This is a genomic window from Paenibacillus sp. EZ-K15, from assembly GCF_002573715.1.
Taxonomy (GTDB): Bacteria; Bacillota; Bacilli; order Paenibacillales; family Paenibacillaceae; genus Paenibacillus_AQ.
Genome location: NZ_PDHM01000005.1, coordinates 179,900 through 198,507, shown reverse-complemented (window position 1 = coordinate 198,507; position 18,608 = coordinate 179,900). Strand labels below are relative to the sequence as shown.

The window sequence follows — 18,608 nt, the reverse complement described above, 5'->3', positions numbered from 1 at the left end:
TTAAAGTAATGAGGCAACAGAATCATGAATCCGTTTTCAAAGGTATTATGTATTGGAGAAGCATCGCGCTGGCCGTGTTGTTAACATGCCTCCCCATCTCGGCCATTACGGCCGTTTACCTTTATGTGGGCAACCAGCATATGATTAACCAATATCAGCAGCGGAACGAAGAAGCCCTGGTTGACGCTGCGAGACAAGTCGACGAGCAATTCACCCAGTTGGTCCACTACGCCCTCAATATGGTGGTGAAGCCCCATTTCAAGCCTTCGTTGTCGGATATGGACTTTGTATCGAATGTCGAGGAGACAAACGAGCTGTTCAGTACGCTCAACCTGGTGGGGAATGCCGATCCCCTGGTGGATCAGGTCTATCTCTATATCAAAAAGCAAAATAAAATCATGGAGCCTGATCTCGGCCTGCGGACGCTGGATCAGGAACAGGATGCGTTAAACTTCAACAAGCTCATGGAAGGAGATACGGACATGTTCTGGGTCCATGATCTGGAGCGGCCTTTTAACAAGGATAAGTCCTCCCACGCGCTCGTCATGCGACTTCCCTTCAACGGTCATACGCCCTACGGCGCGATCGTCATCTATATTGATCCGTCGAAGCTGCACGTCATTCGCAATAGCGAGAATCTCTCATTCCTGCTGGACGACCATGGTCACGTCATCGGGGAGTCGGGAATGAGCCGCAACATGCCGAAGGCGATGAGCGCGATTCAGGAACAGCTGAAGCTTCCGGAGAATGCCCGAAGTGCGAATCATTTGCGGTTGAAGGTTCCGGTGGACCAGGATGTGTTGCTGGTGAATACCGTTCAATTCGAAAAAATGCAACAAAATTGGACCTATGTTTCAGGTACGCCGCAATCCAAGATCATTGCTCCAACGAAGCCGTATACCCATATCATTCTGATTTGCTTTGCTTTTGCGCTTGCGGCATCACTGGCTGTGAGCTGGTTTGCCTCTAAGAGCATGTATCGTCCTATAAGCAAGATGCTGAATATGATTGGCGGTGATCTGGCCAAACCGAGCTCGCGATACAATGAGCTTGATTATATTGAACACGAGTGGGAGCAGTACCGGTTCTCGCATGATACGCTTCAAAGCCAATGGAAGCGATCCTTGCCCGCGATCAGGGAGGCTTATATCAATCAATTTTTGAGTGGACAAGCCGCCCACCTGACGGAGCCCGAATACGTGCTCAAGCTGCAAGAGATGGATCTAGACATTACCGATAAACAGTTCTCGGCCATCGTGCTTCAGCAGCATACTCACGGGGAGGATCGGACGCCTCTGACGGAAAACGATCAGCATCTTCTCACCTATGCCGCGCTGAACGTGATCCAGGAGCTGGCAGAGGACATAAGCGCATATATGCATCCCATCAATTTCTTTGACGGCTCCTTCGGCGTCATCCTGATCGTTCCGGCTTCCCATCAAGCCGATGAACAGACGCGTTTAATGAGGCAGCTGTGCGATCAGATCATGCGGGCTTTGCGCGATACGCTCCGCATGTCGGCAACCATCGTCTTGGGAGGACCAAGCTCAACCTGGACCGATGTTCCCCATATTCTCGAACAGGCCAAGCGGGCGCTGCATTACCGGTCCTTTGATGCAGGCAGTCAACTGCTGGAAGCAGAAACCGTGCTTTCCCAGAAAAACGACTGGATCGACTTTCCGCTGGAGTTGGAGCAGGATTTCATTCACACCTTGAATCTTGGGCTTCAGGGGGATGCGCTGCGTTCCCTGAGCCGCTTCGTAACGGCGCTTCAAGCCGGGGGAGGCTCGGAGTGGCATGTCCACCATGGCCTCATGCGGTTAATCACAAGCGTTCACCGGTCCATGCTGCAGGCTGGCTTAAATCCATATCAGGTGTACAATTTCTCCAATCTGCAGGAACAGCTGTCCCTGCTTCGCGACCCGAAGGCCTGCGTGACCTGGTTCCAGAAAGAAATCATCGAACCCTACCTCGATCAGTTAACAAAAAATTTCAACAGCTCCATGAAATCGCTGGTCGAAAACGTACTGGAGCAAATCGAGCAAAACGGGATGCAAGACCTGTCCCTGGATACCATGGCCATGGAAGCCGGTGTCAGCGTATCCCAGCTGAGCAAAGCGTTTAAGCAGATGACGGGCACGAATTATATAGACTATCTGACAACCGTGCGCATGAACCGCTGCAAAGAATTGCTGCTGACCACGGATCTTCGCATTCACGAGATTGCGGAAGCCGCAGGATATCAGCCTCCCTACTTCAATCGAATGTTCAAGAAGCTTGAAGGGATCACGCCCGGACAATACCGTCAGCAGGGCATCGGCAAATAAATCGGACCGGGTTCAGCATACGGAGAAGATGGATTTGCCGACACATGTCATCCTGATCAGCAATCTCCATATAAAAGGAGACCACTGAAAAAGGGCTGTCCCTTGGTCCGTATTTCATGACCTTTTGGGACAGCCCCGTTCTGTGTTATGACTTCCGTTCAAGCGTCGTACATTGCGGCACGCTTAGCGCCGACCAGTCATCCAAGCATGCCCCGAACCACGCATCGTGCGCACAGGGAGCAGTGCGCACGATGTACAAAATAGTTGCACATTTTAGCGGACTCAGCGGACCTTATTTTGATCAAAAGCACCATTTCTCGAATGGTGGCGGACATGAGGTCCGTTATTCACCGAGTAAGGCTCTCATTTTTCGGATTATACGCTACTTAACGGAACGTGTGTCCGATAGATCCGGCAAAAACGAGCCCATAGCGAAAATAACGGATCTGAGGTCCGATACTGCTACTGCCGGGCCGTAACTCGTTCCGGCTTGCGGCTTGGAAGCTACGGTGCAAACTTACGGAGCACTGCGTCTCCGACCCCACCAATCCCACGCCAGCCGAGCTTGGTTCCGAAGCCCGCTGGCGTGGGATTGGTTCCGAGGCGGGCTTAGTTCCTAGCGCCGTGCCCTCCGGAGTATTCCCCACGAGAACAGCCGTATCCGCTCTCTGATGATGTCTAACGCCCCATAAAGCCCTTCCCTTTCAGGAAGTCCTTCATGTGCAGCCTTACCGGCTCTGCCAGGCGTTTAGCCAAAAGCGCCGACCATGGCGTGTTGTTTTTGCCATGGGTACGCTTAGACAAATATTCGGAAGAGGTTCGATCGTAGTTTTTCACTTCCTCTATAGCTGCGCGATGATAGCTGTCGCGGTGCAAAACAGCCTCCACCGGAAGCCGAGGACGAAGCCCCGGCTCCTGATCCGGGTAGCCCAGGCACATGCCAAATACCGGATAGACCAGTTCCGGCAGTTCCAAAGCCTCGGAGAACTCGGCAATGGAGTTGCGGACCCCGCCTATATACACGATGCCAAGACCGAGCGATTCCGCGGCGATCGCGGCATTCTGCGCAGCCAAAGCGGCATCCACCGTGGCCACGATGAAATTCTCGGTCGAATCTTCATACGTCTCTTGATCAACCACGTGCGCCTCTGTGCTTTTTTTCAAACGATACAGATCCGCGCACCACACAAGAAATACCGGGCATTCCACAATATACGCCTGATTTCCCGCTAAAGCGGCCAACCGCTGCTTCTTCTCTGGATCGGTAACGGCAATCACGCTGTATGCCTGGACGTTGCTTGAGGTTGATGCCATCTGACCTGCTGCCACAACTGCCCTAAGCTGCTCCTCGGACACGGGCTGATCCGAATATTTACGAATCGATCGATGGTTCATCAGAAGTGATAGGGTATCATTCATCGGGGTATCCACTCCTTAGGCTCTGAAAGAATTGTTCCATCTATTATGAAACTTCGGCTTGAGCAGTGCAAGTTCACGCGGGAGGTGATGGCAGCGCAAAAAAACCGGCTTGCTGTCGATCGCTTCAGCAGCCGGCTCCTATTTTAGCCAAAGCTCGCGGCTTTGGATTGTTCCAGGGAATCTTTCGTTAGGACACGATATCGTAGCCTTGCTCTTCAATCGCTTCTTTCAATGCTTCAAGGCTGACCTTGGTTTCGTCGTATTCGACGGCCACTGTATTGGATGCAAGATCGACTTTACCAGAAGCTCCCGCATTCTTCAGCGCGCCTTCCACCGAGTTCACGCAATGGTTGCAGGACATGCCTTCCACTGTCAATGTCACTTGTTTCATGCTGTCGTCCTCCTATCATATAATATTGTACCATTTAACTTTACTATACCCCCCATAGGTATGTAAAGTTCGATAATTTGCTCTTTTCTGCAACAGAAACACGAAAAAAGTAGGAAGATTTATCCTTTTTATCTGCTATAATATACATAAATCATGAGATTCATACAGGAAGGGACAAGCTTTTTATCCGACCCCCTAAATTTTTCATAAAATTTTATTTTTGTTGAAGGAATTACCAATTCGCTGTCGAACTATCTTAATTACAGAGATAATGAACTATGAAAGTAGGAATTCTATCATGGTATTTGACGGCATTATACTCGGGTTAATTGTCGGACTGATACGTGGCGGACTCCGTCATGGACTGCAGCAATTCAGTAAGATTCGTCTGAAGGGCGGCTTAATCTTCCCCATTCTCCTGATCGTACAGCTGCTCATATTCCGTTTTCAAGCGAATTCCGACTGGCTGGCATCCGCAAGCAGCTACATATTTATGTTCATCTACATTGCCGGCATGATCTTCCTCTGGATGAACCGGAATCAGAAAGGTTTTGGCAGCATTCTGGCCGGCGTCTTTCTCAATTTCCTCGTCATGGCGGTTAATGGCGGCAGGATGCCCGTTTCGATGAGCGCCGCTTCCGTTCTGGATCCTTATTACGTGGACATGCTTAGCAACAGCACCGTCATCACCAAACATTATCTGATGGACGCCTCTACCCGCCTGCCGTTCCTGGGAGACATTATACCGTTATCCCCGCCATACCCTAGAACACAGGTTATCAGTATCGGAGATATCATCATGAACTTCGGCATATTCCTGTATATTCTAAACCTCATGACCGTGGGGAAGAATGCCGCCAACGCGCAGACATTAAGACCCAAATCCGATACCACTGAACGTGTGGAACCTCAAAATTAATCATACATCATGCCACCTGGAAAGGAGGGAGAACTGTGAAGAAAACTGATAAAATCAAGTATTCCCGCATCGTATTGAATGCGATCATCGTTGCTTCTGTTGTTGTCGCTCTGACTTCCGGTTACAGATTCGGATAATAGACTTCCATAAAAAACAGGCTGGAAAATTCAGCCTGTTTTTTTACATCTTTTTCGTTGTTTTGCATCGCAATATACCTTAAAATGTGGAGAATACACCATTGATTTTATTGAGGAGAAATCATTTATGTCCATATTAAAGCGTCCTAGGTTCTCTCAAGGCTTTGCGGGACAGCTGTATTTTGTTTTTCTTTCTCTTCTGGGCTGTTCAACCTTCCTGCTAGTGCAACAAGGGGAATTTTTCCATTATACTCCTTCACAGTGGGTATGGGTCTATGCGATGTTAGGCGCCGCCCTCATCTTAAATTACTTCACCTTCCAGCTGCCGCCAGAGGGTAATTTACAGTCCATGGATTCCTCTGTTTACCTGGCATGCATCTTTATATATGGAGCACCGTTTGCGCTATCCGTCATCCTGTTCGTCTCCCTTGCCATGGCGCTTTACGACAGAAAAATCCCCTTCTGGAAGCATTTTGTTAATTTCTCTGTGTATACCGTGATGATCGTCGGGTCCTCCTTCATTTTCAAAATTGCAGGCGGACAAGCTGGCCCTATTCACAATGATCAATTTGGTGCGTATGTTGCAGCGTTGGTTGTTTATTTTGTTATCAACGTATTCCTTGTCGGTTTCTACTATTACCTTCTATACAAGGGATCGTTATATGATATTTTGAAAACCTTCATGAAAGATACACTGCTTGTTTACCTCAGCACGCTCATTCTTTCGCTGGTTCTCTCCATACTCATCGTACATAACGGCGTTTTCGGGCTGACCCTGTTTATAGGTCTTAGCGTCATGCTGTCCTATTCCTTCAAGCAGCTCTTCACGATGTATAAACAAGTTCAAGAGAAAGCCATCAAGGATCAACGAACCGGATTGTACAATCACAGCTACTTCGAAAACTTGCTGGAAGACGAAATCAAGAAGGCCAAAGCAAATGAAACGCCATTGTCACTGGCCATGATCGATATCGATGATTTCAAAAAATACAACGATCAATTCGGACACCTGAAAGGCGACATGCTGCTCGGATTTCTCGGCAATTACCTCAAGGTAGAATCCGAAATGGCCGAGGTGGTAGCCTCCCGTTTCGGCGGCGAGGAATTCACGATTCTCATGCCGGGTTACGATGACAACAAAGCACGCTCCTTCATTAACAGGCTCCGCAAAAAACTGAACGATACCTATTTTGACGGCGTCGAGATTTTTCCCTCCGGGTGTCTCTCCTTCTCTGCCGGTGTTGCGTCCTATCGGATTGACATCCATGACAAGTCACAGCTCGTCGAGCTTGCCGATCAGGCGCTGTACTATGCCAAGAAGCAGGGTAAGAATAATGTGCATGTATACGGGAGCGGCGCCGAAAAAGAATCCGAGATCGACTTCGCGGAAGACGTCCGCGATATCGAGCAGCAGCTGAAGCTGTTCTTGTATAAAGATGTGGATACGTTCAAACACTCCAAACGGGTATTCCGCTATGCCATGGATATCAGCGAAGTGCTCGAGCTTGATAGTGTGGAGCGACGCAATTTCGTACTCGGCGCACTCATTCACGATATCGGCAAGCTTGAGATTCCTTGGGGGATCTTGAACAAACGGGACAAGCTCACGGCCGGCGAATGGGAAACCGTCAAACGGCATGTCAGTTGGGGGAAACGCATTGCAGAAACGAACGAGAAGTTCAAGGAACTGGTTCCTTACATCGAATTGCACCATGAAAGATATGATGGCGGTGGATATCCGCACGGCTTCAAGGGCAGCCAAATCCCCAAGCTGTGCCGGATGCTGACCATTATCGATTCCTTTGACGCGATGACAACGGAACGGCCTTACCAGCAAACGAAAACCTTTGAGGAGGGAATTGAAGAATTGCTCCGCTGCTCGGGCACGCAATTCGATCCGGAGCTTGTTGAGCTGTTTATCCGTTATTTAAGACTTAAGGCAGAAGCGCAGCAGCAGCCTGCAGCCGGTTCTGAGACGTCTTAAAAGAGACCGATGCCCCTCCCCTTTATCGCCTCTTCATGTTTGATACTTCCCCAAATAAGGTATAAAGGTAGTATCACAATGATAAATGAGGTGAGAAACGGTGGCTGACAAGAAAAAGGATCTTCCGCTTCACAACGGTCCCGGCAACATGGATCACCCTGAACAATACCCGACGGAACAAGAAAGCCTGTTTGATAAGTTTGAGAGTGAACAGCATGTGGACCCGATTCCGATGGAAGACGCCAGGCTGGAGCGCCAGGAAGAGAAGCAGCGGGACGGGACGTCAAAGGATCGTTCATCCAGTAACGATAAGTATCACAGCGGCTTTTAATAGTGGGACAGACCTTGTCGCTGCAGCGTAACTTGAACTTATGGGCTCCGTTTTGGCGGAGCCTTTTTATTTCACCGTTTATTCTTTAATATATAAGAGTATAAATTCTGATTTGAACCCTAGAGATTATATACAGAGTGGAGTGGACCCTTTGTTTTCCATATGGACGTTAAACCGTGTGCAGCGAAGGATGCTGCTGGTACTGATTGCTGCCGTTCTGGTTATGTCATGTCTGCTGGTTCTTACCGGTCTTCATGAACGTTCCCCGAGCATAAGCAGCGTAATCGAAGAACGATATATCCAAAGTGCGGCCATGATCAGCCACCCCGGTGGAGACCTGGAAGAACATGCCTCCAGCGTCATGCCCGGTGTGCCGCTTATGATTGCCGGACTTACCGCCTTGTTCGGAAGCATGGATGCTGCCCTGATTGCCTACCAGCTGCTCCAATGTCTCTTCCATGCATTTTCCGTCTACTTGGTTTTTGTGCTGTCCCGCTACATGTTTAATACGCGAATCGCTTTTCTATCATGCATGATCTACGCGCTATTCTGGCCGGCTTACGGCGCCGTCCGGCTGATCCTGCCGGATACGACCATGCAGACCTTAATGCTTCTTCTGGTCTGCGCCGTCATCGGAGCGCTTGAATTGAAGCAGGCTGGCTGGTACGCGGCTGCCGGCGCGCTTACGGCGCTTATGGCTTGCTACAACCTTCAGGCGCTGCTGTACCCGGTATTGTTCATTGCCTTTTGGATCAAATACCGCAGTCCGGTCAAAATTGTAACCGGCGGGCTCATTCTTATTAGCGCGGGTTATTTGCTCATCTTGTCCCCATGGTGGCTGAACATCCCGCTTTTCAATCGTTTGATGTATATGTCCGGTCCGTGGAACCTTGCCTCGCTGTGGCTCGAATCGAGATACATCGAAGGCAACCCTTTGGTTCATCTCTTCCGGAGCATATTTGCCGGCCGCACCTCTAAATATGCGGCTGCGATCGGAAATGAGGAGGCCAGAAAGGTCGTCCAATCCGCATTGGACGCCGTCCGTCTCGTCATGCTGTTTGCCGGGACTGCCGGCGTCATCTGGTCGGTTTGGAAATACCACCTGAAACGGCAGCTCCCGGTGCTATTGACCCTGCTGTATTTTATCGCCGCCGAATGGTTGGTTCCGAGCCTCGACGGTACCGGATTTCCTTATTCCGTCTTCCTGCTCCTCTACGCTGCCTTTCTCGCGGACAAAGCGATTATCTATGCACATAAGACCCGACTGCTTCGTAAGTAAGTTTCAACGTGAAGCCTGTCATTCCCATCATCATGCAACTTCTGCGCCTGAAAGCAATTATTTCTTGTGCCTTCAGGTGTTTTTTTTTCGCATTTTTCTAGAACCTTTCAGGCAGACGAAACGTCTATAATATATCTTCGTTTTCATATATCCCTGCCAAGTGAGGTGTCAGGTATGAAAATAAACCGTAAGTATATCACCATTCTCAGCATCGCTGTGGCAAGCGTCCTGACGGTAAGCATCATACTCTTCTTTACGGATGCTTCGAATCGTTCGGGCCGGAATCATCGCATGAACGACAACATGAACGGACAGGCGCTGATTCAAGTTGGTTCCACCTACATCACGCATACCAATTTAACGACCTATAAGAATAATCTCGCGCATAGCACCGCGCCCCTTCCTGATGACTCGGTGCTTCTTAAAGAAATGGCAACAAAAGAATTGATGATTCAATTGGCCGATGAACAAGGCGTTGCGGCGAGTCTGGATGATGGAATTCAAAGGGCCAAGGAGCTTAGGAAAACGCTCCAGACCCAGCCGCAGCAGGTGCAAGAACAGCACACGCGCATTCTGGATACGATGGGCGAAGATCAGTACTGGGAAGACTACTCCCCGCCAGAATATCGGGATATGCTATCGATCGAACGATTAGTGAACAAACTAACAACGGATATCAAGACAAACCAGCCTGAGGTCATAACCAGCACGCAGCAACTGAAGGATGATCTACTACACACCGCGCTAAATGAACAGCGAATTATCGTGTTGGATCCGGATATTCAATTGAGGTAACGCTGTATTGGTATATAATGGTGTAAAAGTCCATATACCGCCATGGGAGGATATTATGAAAAAACGTTTCTCTTCTATTCCTGCTTTTGCACTCGGCGCGATCGTCGGCGTGGCACTGACAGCCGGTACGGTTGTTGGCGCTGCCGTTTATCTGAAGGCCGTACCGTCCCATTCCAAGATCCTGGTCAACGGTTCGGAGGCCAAGCTGACCGAGTCCCCCGTTGTCATTCAGAACAAGCTCTATGTCCCTGTCCGGGACTTCTCGGAAGCGCTTGGATATCAGGTCGGCTCTGTTGGTGCCGATCAGATCGGGATTATTCCCAAATCCTCGAATGGAGAGGCAATCCCGGTTGGCCCGACTACGCCTTCCGAGTCCGAAGGAGCACCTGCTCAAGAACGCCCTTTGGTGAAAAACCTTGGCAAGCTGATCGAAGTGAACGGCGAATTGAATATGCAAAAGATTTATATTGTTATCGCTGCCGGTGAAGCGAAGTTGTATTCCCAAGACGAAGCAACCGGCAACGGCCTGCTGCACTATTTGATTCTAAACGGCGATTCCTCCCTCTACGACCCGTTTGTACAGATGGACGGAAAAGCTGGTGAGCTTGATTACAACCTGCCAAATTTCGATGGTCAGACACCGCTTCATCTGGCTGTCATCCACAAGAATGACTTTTTCATCGACAAGCTGCTGAACCAGCACAAAGTGGATGCCTCCATCCAAGACGCGTCCGGAAAAACAGCGCTGGACTATGCCGAAAAAGACAGCAAGCAATACAAAACGCTGACGGCCTACATAGACAAGAATAGCAAGTGATTTCCGAATGCTGCACAACGCGTGAGTCCCACCGTTTACGGTAACCCCCATTTCTACAGCACTTCATATTCTATCGGAAGCCCGCTCACCTGGCGGGCTTTTGCTTTTGCGGTTTACGGGTTAAAGCCTCTTTTCATTTTTTCACAGCCTAACTGTAACTTTATGCCCTGGTTAAACGTGTGTTACTTAGAGGGGAGGACATGAAACTGAACAGTCTGGAATCGATTTATCAATATTACGTGAAAGACGTTTATCGTTACTTGTACTCCCTCTCCTATGATCACCATACGGCGGAAGACCTGGTACAGGAAACCTTTTACCGGGCGTATCTATATCTCGAGGATTGGAAGGAAGAACGAATCAAGCCATGGTTATTCCGGGTTGCCCATAACGCTTACGTGGATTATCAGCGCAAGGCGAGCCGCAGCATCGTCCAGGACGCGGTGTTTTTCGATCAGATAATGGATCGCAATACCCCGGAGAACACCCTGCTCCAGCAAGAAGCCCAAAGAGAAATCGGGCAAATGCTGACGGATATTCCGGAAAAGCAGCGGCAGGCGGTTATCTTGGTGGATTTCCATCAATTCTCCTACCAGGAGGCGGCGGATATTATGGGCATCACCTTATCCCATATCAAAATCACGTTATTTCGGGCCAGGCAGCGGCTGCGGGACATGAAACGAAAGGAAGGAACGTTATGAGCGAAGAATTCAAACAGCGGCTGAAGGATTATGCAGATGGCAAGCTGAGTGACGACGAAAAAATGGAAATTGAACGGGAAATGGAGAAATTGGAGGAATACCAGGCTTACGTTAACGAGATGATGGATAACACAAGTGCTGATGGCGCTATACCTAAGCGTGCTGCCAACGATCAGACCGGCCTCTCGCCCAAGAAAGAAAAGCGAATCGTGCGCAGGGGCAAATGGAAGGCCCGAATCTCGAATACGCTGACGGTTATTTCTGTGTTTCTGGTTGTATCCATCCTTAGCTCAATTGGTACAGCGTTATTCTACGGTGTCGGCGACCCGAGCCGAAACGATAAATATCGGGATGCCATTGCTTCCGCCATCTCGATCTCCAAACCTAACGTAGATGTTCCACTTAGCAGTCAGGGCAAAACCTTCTTCAGTCAGGAAATGTACGGGGATATGCTCAAACAAGTGGGGAGCGAACGGGTTACCGTCGGTAAATACACCGTAAACTTCCTGTTTGGGCTGCCGTCGGTTGAAATGGATTGGAAAGAAGGCAGCTCGGGTACATCACAGATTTTCTATCGTCCAAAAGATAAATCGGAGACTTCTTCTGCAAGCCGAGAGGAAAATAACAAGGAAAAGCTAAAGGAAGCCAAGGCGGGTTCCTCTTCCACCAAGAGCGGGGACTGGTCCAGGCTTGAAAAACTCCCCGAGGGCACCGTGGCCGAGGCTTATGTATCGTTTAACCGCTTCTTCACGACCGACGAGCTGCTGAAGCAGTTCGAGAACCGGAATATGGAGGCCGTCTGGTTTGCGGTGGATACCGGGCCTGATATGAGATTCGGCAGCGAAGACGAAGTGATCATCCATCCCGTCGGCTTTCCAGCTTCTCCCGTCTGGCATCATGACGATTTGACCGTGACCTCCTATAAGGAAGAAAAAAGAGGTTGGTTCGGCAAAGTCGTGTCCAGTGGCGGACATTATCCTTCAGTAGAAACCTATGGGGACGGGGAGCTGCGGAACGAGCAATTCAAGAAATCGCTGCGCCTTCTGCAGGAGTATAAACTGATTGCCGATCGGGTCGCTCCCTTTATAGATGTGGATGCTTCGTTAGAGTACATTGACCAGAACGGCATTCATCTCTATGGCGCAGTTGTAACCGGCCCCGTCAAGGAACTGCTAACCCTGCAAGAGGTTTCCTGGGTACGTGACCTCCGGGTCGGAGAAGTACGCCTGTGGAATTGGACCGAGTGATGGTCTTTTGGCGAATGCATATAGTACAACAGGCTTACTGACATGAATGATGGTCAACAGCCCACAGCCATCCAAGCCTATCCTGGACTACACCCCGTGCACCACAGGGAACAGTACGCACCATGTACAATATCACATAGAGGCAATAGATATCCCGGACTCCCCTCATTTCGAGCCCGGGATTTTTGTTATCCATATAAATGATTCAGGTCATGAATGATCCGTGCTGCTAGTGCCTGTCTCATGTGACCATGGCTCCATTTGCCGCTTCCTCTCCCGCTCCTCCCGTATTTGACGATCCTTCTCCATCGCCTCAGCAATATAGTCTCGCGGCTTCAGCTTGCCGTTGATGTTCAGCAAAATGCCGATCATAATAAGCTGCAGAATAGCAATAACAACCAGCATGGGATTCCTCCTTGAACATGGTCTCTTCTTCTTCACTCTTCTAAAAATATTCCTATAGAATATAACGCTACCCCCGGATGTGAAGTTGGTTCGTATCCGCGGATCTGGCAGGCTACACGAGTCGGAGCAAATCAGTGCAAATCTGGCGTGTGCCTCTGAAATTCATATCATGCCTTCATAAGTATTCGCATCCCATGGTTCTTATCCATATCCTGCGCTTTGCCAGACCTCCGAGAATCCGGTAAACTGGTAGGACGATAATCGAAATACGAAATGATTGGTGAATTTCATGACATCCATACCCTTCTATAAACGCCCGTACGGCGGAGAGCGTCAGGATATTCCGTTTGCCAAGCTGGCTTCCTTTGAGAACAGCCAGGACCTGATCAGCGATGACGCGCCGGATGCGGCTTTTTTTCGCGGCTTGGAATCCCAGGGGCTGCTGCTGAACCGCGCCCAAATCCAGGCCGTACGACATACGCAAGGACCGCTGCTTACGCTTGCCGGCGCGGGCTCCGGCAAGACCTCCGTGCTGGTCAGCCGGACAGGCTACCTCATTGCGGCCAAGAAGATCGATCCGTCTTCCATCCTGCTTGTCACCTTCTCCTCCAAGGCGGCAGCTGAGATGAAGGAACGCATCATGGCGCTTCCCGGCTTACGGGCTAGCGAAACCGCCAAAGTAACGGCAAGAACCTTCCATTCCTTCTTCTTGTACTTGCTGCGAACTCGCGGCTACAGGCAGGAAATCCTGAGCAACTCCAGGCATCAGCAATTTATTATGAAGCGTATCCTGCGGGAAATGGGCTTGCAGGATAGCTACGAAGCCGAGACGCTGCTATCGCTATGGTCTGCCCATCGAATGAGTTTGACCGGACTTGACGAGCTGCCTGTCAAAACACCTGCGGAAGTCGAGCAAAGGCAAATTTTCGCCCGTTATGAAGCGTGGAAGGAAGACCACGGCCAGATGGATTTCGATGATATTCTGGTCATGTCCTACCGTCTGCTGTCTCAGGATCCCGGATTGCTGGCCTCCCTTCAAAGGCGGTACCGTTATGTGATGGTCGACGAGTTTCAAGATACGGGGCTGCTGCCCTACGAGCTGCTGAAGAAGATTGTCGCCCCGCATCGCAACCTGATGGTTGTCGGTGACGATGACCAGACCATATATGGCTTCAACGGGGCACGCAACGAATTCATTCTGGAATTCGACCAGACGTTTCCCGGGGCCAAGGTGGTGACGCTGGATATCAATTACCGCTCCCTCTCCTCGATTGTCGGGCTGGGGAATGAAATTATCCGTGTCAATGAACGCCGCCGTCCCAAACAGCTGCGCTCTACCCGCAAGAGCAGCAGCGTGCCGCTGTATCTTCGTCCAGGCGATCCCGACCAAGAAGCGGAGCAATTGCTGACCCATATTACCGGACAGGTCCGGGAGCATGGAAAGCAGTACCGCGATCATGCGATTCTGTACCGGACCGCGAACAACAGCCGGGCTATCTTTGAACAGCTCGTGATGCGGGAGATTCCGTTCATTCATTACGAGAATGGAGATCTGTTCTACGAGCAGTGGATTGTCAAACCGCTCATGGACCATCTGCGACTGTCGCTGGACCGGCGCAATTTCACGGCAATGGAGGGCATGCTCCATACGCTGTACATGAACCGGGACAAAGGCATGGCTTTCATCCGGCAGCAGGATGCTCCGCGTCCCAAGAAGGGGCCTCTATCGCATCTTCTATCCTTTCCCGGCCTGAAGGATTTTCAGATCGAGAATATTAGAGATCGCACAAAGCTCATTAAGGGACTAAAGGCGATGGAGCCCCTTCAGGCGGTACAGGAAATGAGGCGCCAATTCTATGACAAGTTTCTGGAGGCAGACGAGCGCCAGGAAATCACCCTCCATAAGGAATTCATACAGGAAGGTCTGGATGAGTTGGAGGCTTCAGCAAAGCGCTTTGGCGATATCGCTGAGTTCGTTGAATTTGTCGATCGGCTGATCATCATTCATAAGGAAATGGCGGCCATGAAACGGGACGAACATGCCGATGCTGTCCGCTTAATGACGATCCATAAATCCAAAGGGCTGGAGTTTCCCTCGGTATGCCTGATCGGGGCAAGCGAGGGCATTCTGCCGCATACGTCCGCTTTGGACGCCGAGCGCAGGGACGATCAGCGTCCGCTGTCGGACAAAGAGGATAAGGCGCTGGATGCACTGGAAGAGGAGCGCAGATTGGCTTATGTCGCTATCACGAGGGCTCGGGATGAATTGATTGTCAGTTCGCCTGGCTTTTATCGGGGGCGAAAAGCGGAGGTTTCCCGCTTCTTCCGCGATGTGTTCGTCACGGACGAGCAGAGCAAGCAAGGCAACAGCATACCAAGCAAGGGCGGCGGGTCAACGCCGCGCTCGACGTTTACGGCAAAGCGTACGGTCCGCATAGAGACCTCAACCTCAGCCAAGCGCTCATCCTTGCCTTCACCTGCTGGGCGGGCAACGGTAAGCACTGCCAGCCAGAGGAGCCAACGCATCGGTTCAGGATCAGGCTCCGCTCCCAGCTTACAGCATCAGACTGCACCCGCTGCGACGGAGATCGTCGATGTGTGGCTGTGCACCAGCGCCAATTGCAAAGGCTGGCAGCGAGTCAACGCGAGAATCGCCGCCGGCGCACGGGATCGGGAGAGCAAGGCCTGTCCTTTATGCCAGTCGCCTATGAAACAGGGGCGTAAAGAAGTTCCGGTGCATCATAGGCGCTAGGGACCTAGTTCCTGGAATCACCGAAAACAATTACATCGATCATTTTGCAATCATTAATCCATGTGTTTGTAAGCTGCTATCCAATATACAAATAAGGACCGACCCTTATCGTTCTTCACCGAACGTAACAGGTCGGTCCTTTTTCTCTCCATTGTTTTATTTCTCCAATTTTGCTGCGAATATATATGGAAGCGTATACAGAATAGGCTACAATAGATTTATGAACTCGCCTGATCCTTAAGCTTTGATACATACCAAGGAGGAATGCCGTCATGATTAAAGGAATCGCCCATCTGGCGTTCGATGTCGCCGATATGGAGAAGTCTCTGCATTTTTACTGTGATATTCTTGGTTTCACCCGTGCTTTTGATATTCCTAACGATCAAGGTGAACCCTGGATCGAGTACATTAAGGTGCGTGAGGGACAGTTTATCGAATTGTTTTACGGTGGGCAACAGAAACCAGAGCAAGTAGAGCGGCCCGTCGGATTCTCCCATCTCTGCCTCGAGGTGGAACATATCGAGCGCATCGCGGAGCATCTCCGCAATCAGGGCGTGAAGCTCGATATTGAACCGGTCCAAGGAAAAGACTTCAACTGGCAGTGCTGGGCCAGGGACCCGGACGGCAACCGCATCGAATTTATGCAGTTGGATCCCAAATCGCCGCAGATGAACTGTTAGGCTTAACTGGCAACAGCTAACAGTGCGCCTTGACGCGAAGGCATCCTTGCAGCCGATTCCTTATTATTGCAAGGTCATCCCGTAAGCTTTGGGTTGGCCTTGTTTTTTCTTGCCCAGAATGTAGAGACAGGCAGTGCCATTAAACATCTTGCCAACATCTGTTAATCCGGCTACAATATAACCACCGAATTATTCAAATTTGAATAATATGTACATAGTTGAATATGGAAAAGGAGTATTCTTAACATGAATGCACAACAAAGCAACATCAAATTGGTCGTGGCCGGTCTGCTGCTCGGCATCTTCATGGCCGCCATCGATAACACGATTGTAGCCACGGCTTTATCGACGATTATCCGCGATCTTCAGGGCTTCGACCAAGTCGTCTGGGTAACCTCGATCTACATGGTTGCCGTTATGGCCGGCACACCGATCTTCGGCAAGCTGTCCGATATGTACGGGCGGAAACGGTTCTTTATATTCGGGCTGGTTGTCTTCCTGGTCGGTTCCGCCCTCTGCGGGATGGCCAACAACATGACAGAGCTTATTATTTACCGGGCGATTCAAGGAATCGGCGGCGGTGCTCTAATGCCGATTGCGTTTACCATCGTGTTTGACCTGTTCCCGCCGGAGAAGCGCGGTAAAATGACGGGTTTGCTCGGTGCCGTATTCGGTACCTCCAGCATTATGGGACCGCTGCTGGGTGCTTTTATTACCGATAGCGTCGGCTGGGAATGGATATTCTATGTCAACGTTCCAATCGGGATCGTATCCTTTATTTTCATCATGACTTCCTATAAGGAGACCCGTTCCCATGCCAAGCAAAAGATTGACTGGACGGGAGCTGCAACGCTTGTAGGGGCAATCATCTGCCTGATGTTCGGTCTGGAACTGGGCGGGCAAACCTATGCATGGGACTCACCGCAAATTCTGGGTTTGTTCGGGGGATTCATTGCTCTGTTTATTGCGTTTCTGTTCGCAGAGACCCGGGCAGCCGAACCCATTATTTCGTTCCAAATGTTTCGTAAACGCCTGTTTGCTTCGAGCAATATCGTTGCCTTGTTCTATGGAGCAACCTTTATCGTGGCAACCATCTACATCCCGATCTTTGTTAGCGGAGTGTACGGTGGATCAGCAACCAATTCGGGCCTCATTCTGATGCCGATGATGCTCGGCAGCGTATTCGGCAGCCAAGGCGGCGGTATGCTGACGACCAGGACTTCGTTTAGAAACATCATGATTCTGTCCGTCTTGTGCTTTATCACAGGCATTTTCTGCCTGAGCACGATAAGCCCGGATACGCCGCGCTACCTGTTGACAATCTTCATGGTCCTGACCGGATTTGGCGTCGGGTTCTCGTTCTCCACGCTCAGCATGGCCTCCATCCATAACTTTGATGCCAGACAGCGTGGCGCGGCAACATCGACGAACTCCTTCCTTCGCTCCTTCGGCATGACGGTGGGGATTACGATCTTCGGGATCATCCAGCGCAACGGCCTGAACAGCCGACTTGCTGAAGCCGGAGGAAACGCGCCGGCCGGTGCCGAGTTAAATGCGGATGCCGTCCTTTCACCTGAAGTGATGGGGCAGCTTCCGCCGAACGTGCGTGAACAGATTACGACTTCCTTGGCGGATTCCATTGCGAATACGTTCTTGTGGGCGCTTGTGCCGGCGGTGTTGGCTCTCGTGTTCGTGCTCATGATGGGCAACGAGCGGGTGACCGTGCCTGCCAAGGCTAAGGGAGCCTAATGGCATGTCGATGAAGCTGGCCATCCTGGGCTTGCTGCTGGAAGGAGACCATCATCCGTACGAGATCCGGATCAAGATGAAGGATCGCGGCATGGATCAGTATACGAAGCTTCAGATGGGCTCTCTCTATTACGCGGTAGACCGGCTTGCCGAGGACGGATATATCGAAGCAGTGGAAACCATACAGAGCGATAGCCGCCCGGACAAAACCATCTACCGGATCACGGATGCCGGACGCAAGCTTTTTGAGCAGCTGCTGCTCAAAAAATTCAGGGACATCGAGCCCGTGCACCACCCGCTCTATATTGCGCTGCCGTTCTCGCGACACGCGGAACCGGCCGTTCTGGCCCCGATCTTGCAGTCCCGTATCCGAGAAGCAGAGCATCGGGTGAACCAGGCATATCAATTATACGTGGAACACCAACATATCGTCCCCCGCAGCACCCAGCACCTGATGATCGGGATGTATGAACATGCCAAGACCGACCTGAATTGGCTGAAAAGATTGCACGAAGACCTGGTACAGGGAAAGCTCGGTACGATTGGTGAACCTTTGTTTCCTGTGGATGGGCTCGAAGAACGATAACTGCAAGAGGCCCTCCATCCTAATAAATAACGTAAAAAAGAGCGGGCACTTCCCTCATTCCGGGTTGTGCTCGCTCTTTTTATATAGAA

The 18,608-nt window shown here is 50.6% G+C and carries 17 protein-coding genes; 14 read left to right on the top strand and 3 right to left on the bottom strand.

The features are described from left to right. Positions 1-8 precede the first annotated feature (8 nt). Both CRG97_RS03140 and CRG97_RS03135 read left to right on the top strand, forming a co-directional pair. Complete coding sequence (locus CRG97_RS03140; RefSeq protein ID WP_098741716.1) at positions 9-2,327, top strand: helix-turn-helix domain-containing protein; 2,319 nt, start codon at positions 9-11, stop codon at positions 2,325-2,327. A 251-nt stretch (positions 2,328-2,578) separates the two neighbouring features. Next, a complete protein-coding gene (locus tag CRG97_RS03135; RefSeq protein WP_098741715.1) occupies positions 2,579-2,806 on the top strand; it encodes a hypothetical protein in 228 nt (75 codons plus the stop codon). Between the two features lie 199 nt (positions 2,807-3,005). Here CRG97_RS03135 and nfsA read toward each other — a convergent pair whose 3' ends face one another. Then, on the bottom strand, positions 3,006-3,746 hold the full coding sequence (gene nfsA / locus CRG97_RS03130; RefSeq protein ID WP_098741714.1) for an oxygen-insensitive NADPH nitroreductase: 741 nt from the start codon (positions 3,744-3,746) through the stop codon (positions 3,006-3,008). A 187-nt stretch (positions 3,747-3,933) separates the two neighbouring features. After that, the gene (locus tag CRG97_RS03125; protein ID WP_076322308.1) at positions 3,934-4,137 is read right to left on the bottom strand and encodes a cation transporter; all 204 of its coding nucleotides are present in this window, start codon (positions 4,135-4,137) and stop codon (positions 3,934-3,936) included. 298 nt (positions 4,138-4,435) lie between these two features. Between CRG97_RS03125 and CRG97_RS03120 the strand changes: the two genes are divergently transcribed. The 8 genes from CRG97_RS03120 to CRG97_RS03085 all read left to right on the top strand — a co-directional run bounded on the left by CRG97_RS03120 (position 4,436) and on the right by CRG97_RS03085 (position 12,347). Continuing rightward, positions 4,436-5,056 carry a DUF5317 domain-containing protein gene (locus CRG97_RS03120; protein WP_098741713.1) on the top strand — a complete coding sequence of 207 codons (621 nt, stop codon included), beginning with the start codon at positions 4,436-4,438 and terminating at the stop codon, positions 5,054-5,056. A 264-nt stretch (positions 5,057-5,320) separates the two neighbouring features. Beyond that, a complete protein-coding gene (locus CRG97_RS03115) occupies positions 5,321-7,177 on the top strand; it encodes a bifunctional diguanylate cyclase/phosphohydrolase (RefSeq protein WP_098741712.1) in 1,857 nt (618 codons plus the stop codon). Between the two features lie 100 nt (positions 7,178-7,277). After that, positions 7,278-7,508, top strand: a complete 231-nt coding sequence (locus CRG97_RS03110) for a hypothetical protein (protein ID WP_098741711.1) — start codon at positions 7,278-7,280, stop codon at positions 7,506-7,508. 151 nt (positions 7,509-7,659) lie between these two features. Continuing rightward, entirely contained in the window at positions 7,660-8,787 is a 1,128-nt protein-coding gene (locus CRG97_RS03105) for an ArnT family glycosyltransferase (RefSeq protein ID WP_098741710.1), read from the top strand. A 174-nt stretch (positions 8,788-8,961) separates the two neighbouring features. Continuing rightward, positions 8,962-9,582, top strand: coding sequence for a hypothetical protein (locus CRG97_RS03100; RefSeq protein WP_098741709.1), 621 nt, complete (start codon positions 8,962-8,964; stop codon positions 9,580-9,582). Positions 9,583-9,637: 55 nt separating this feature from the next. After that, complete coding sequence (locus CRG97_RS03095; protein WP_098741708.1) at positions 9,638-10,399, top strand: stalk domain-containing protein; 762 nt, start codon at positions 9,638-9,640, stop codon at positions 10,397-10,399. A 200-nt stretch (positions 10,400-10,599) separates the two neighbouring features. After that, positions 10,600-11,100, top strand: a complete 501-nt coding sequence (locus tag CRG97_RS03090) for a sigma-70 family RNA polymerase sigma factor (RefSeq protein ID WP_098741707.1) — start codon at positions 10,600-10,602, stop codon at positions 11,098-11,100. Beyond that, on the top strand, positions 11,097-12,347 hold the full coding sequence (locus tag CRG97_RS03085) for an anti-sigma factor (protein WP_098741706.1): 1,251 nt from the start codon (positions 11,097-11,099) through the stop codon (positions 12,345-12,347). Before CRG97_RS03090 ends, CRG97_RS03085 begins: the two co-directional genes overlap by 4 nt. 210 nt (positions 12,348-12,557) lie before the next feature. Here CRG97_RS03085 and CRG97_RS03080 read toward each other — a convergent pair whose 3' ends face one another. Further along, positions 12,558-12,752, bottom strand: coding sequence for a hypothetical protein (locus tag CRG97_RS03080; RefSeq protein ID WP_098741705.1), 195 nt, complete (start codon positions 12,750-12,752; stop codon positions 12,558-12,560). 289 nt (positions 12,753-13,041) lie between these two features. On the opposite strand from CRG97_RS03080, the gene CRG97_RS03075 reads away from it, so the two are divergent. From CRG97_RS03075 to CRG97_RS03060, 4 genes are all read left to right on the top strand, one after another. Then, positions 13,042-15,504: a UvrD-helicase domain-containing protein gene (locus CRG97_RS03075; RefSeq protein WP_098741704.1), complete on the top strand. Its 2,463-nt coding sequence runs from the start codon at positions 13,042-13,044 to the stop codon at positions 15,502-15,504. 272 nt (positions 15,505-15,776) lie between these two features. Then, positions 15,777-16,184: a VOC family protein gene (locus tag CRG97_RS03070; protein ID WP_098741703.1), complete on the top strand. Its 408-nt coding sequence runs from the start codon at positions 15,777-15,779 to the stop codon at positions 16,182-16,184. A gap of 246 nt (positions 16,185-16,430) precedes the next feature. Next, complete coding sequence (locus CRG97_RS03065; protein WP_098741702.1) at positions 16,431-17,933, top strand: MDR family MFS transporter; 1,503 nt, start codon at positions 16,431-16,433, stop codon at positions 17,931-17,933. Positions 17,934-17,937: 4 nt separating this feature from the next. Continuing rightward, positions 17,938-18,519 (top strand): PadR family transcriptional regulator, encoded by a 582-nt coding sequence (locus CRG97_RS03060; RefSeq protein WP_098741701.1) that lies wholly within the window; start codon positions 17,938-17,940, stop codon positions 18,517-18,519. Positions 18,520-18,608 lie beyond the last annotated feature (89 nt).

What these genes read in the sequence shown, in the direction of transcription:
- CRG97_RS03060 (WP_098741701.1), top strand. Translation starts at nt 17,938, where the DNA reads ATGTCGATGAAGCTGGCCATCCTGGGCTTGCTGCTGGAAGGAGACCAT.
- CRG97_RS03080 (WP_098741705.1), bottom strand. Translation starts at nt 12,752, where the DNA reads ATGCTGGTTGTTATTGCTATTCTGCAGCTTATTATGATCGGCATTTTG.
- CRG97_RS03075 (WP_098741704.1), top strand. Translation starts at nt 13,042, where the DNA reads ATGACATCCATACCCTTCTATAAACGCCCGTACGGCGGAGAGCGTCAG.
- CRG97_RS03070 (WP_098741703.1), top strand. Translation starts at nt 15,777, where the DNA reads ATGATTAAAGGAATCGCCCATCTGGCGTTCGATGTCGCCGATATGGAG.
- CRG97_RS03090 (WP_098741707.1), top strand. Translation starts at nt 10,600, where the DNA reads ATGAAACTGAACAGTCTGGAATCGATTTATCAATATTACGTGAAAGAC.
- nfsA (WP_098741714.1), bottom strand. Translation starts at nt 3,746, where the DNA reads ATGAATGATACCCTATCACTTCTGATGAACCATCGATCGATTCGTAAA.
- CRG97_RS03140 (WP_098741716.1), top strand. Translation starts at nt 9, where the DNA reads ATGAGGCAACAGAATCATGAATCCGTTTTCAAAGGTATTATGTATTGG.
- CRG97_RS03095 (WP_098741708.1), top strand. Translation starts at nt 9,638, where the DNA reads ATGAAAAAACGTTTCTCTTCTATTCCTGCTTTTGCACTCGGCGCGATC.
- CRG97_RS03125 (WP_076322308.1), bottom strand. Translation starts at nt 4,137, where the DNA reads ATGAAACAAGTGACATTGACAGTGGAAGGCATGTCCTGCAACCATTGC.
- CRG97_RS03065 (WP_098741702.1), top strand. Translation starts at nt 16,431, where the DNA reads ATGAATGCACAACAAAGCAACATCAAATTGGTCGTGGCCGGTCTGCTG.
- CRG97_RS03115 (WP_098741712.1), top strand. Translation starts at nt 5,321, where the DNA reads ATGTCCATATTAAAGCGTCCTAGGTTCTCTCAAGGCTTTGCGGGACAG.
- CRG97_RS03085 (WP_098741706.1), top strand. Translation starts at nt 11,097, where the DNA reads ATGAGCGAAGAATTCAAACAGCGGCTGAAGGATTATGCAGATGGCAAG.
- CRG97_RS03100 (WP_098741709.1), top strand. Translation starts at nt 8,962, where the DNA reads ATGAAAATAAACCGTAAGTATATCACCATTCTCAGCATCGCTGTGGCA.
- CRG97_RS03120 (WP_098741713.1), top strand. Translation starts at nt 4,436, where the DNA reads ATGGTATTTGACGGCATTATACTCGGGTTAATTGTCGGACTGATACGT.
- CRG97_RS03135 (WP_098741715.1), top strand. Translation starts at nt 2,579, where the DNA reads ATGTACAAAATAGTTGCACATTTTAGCGGACTCAGCGGACCTTATTTT.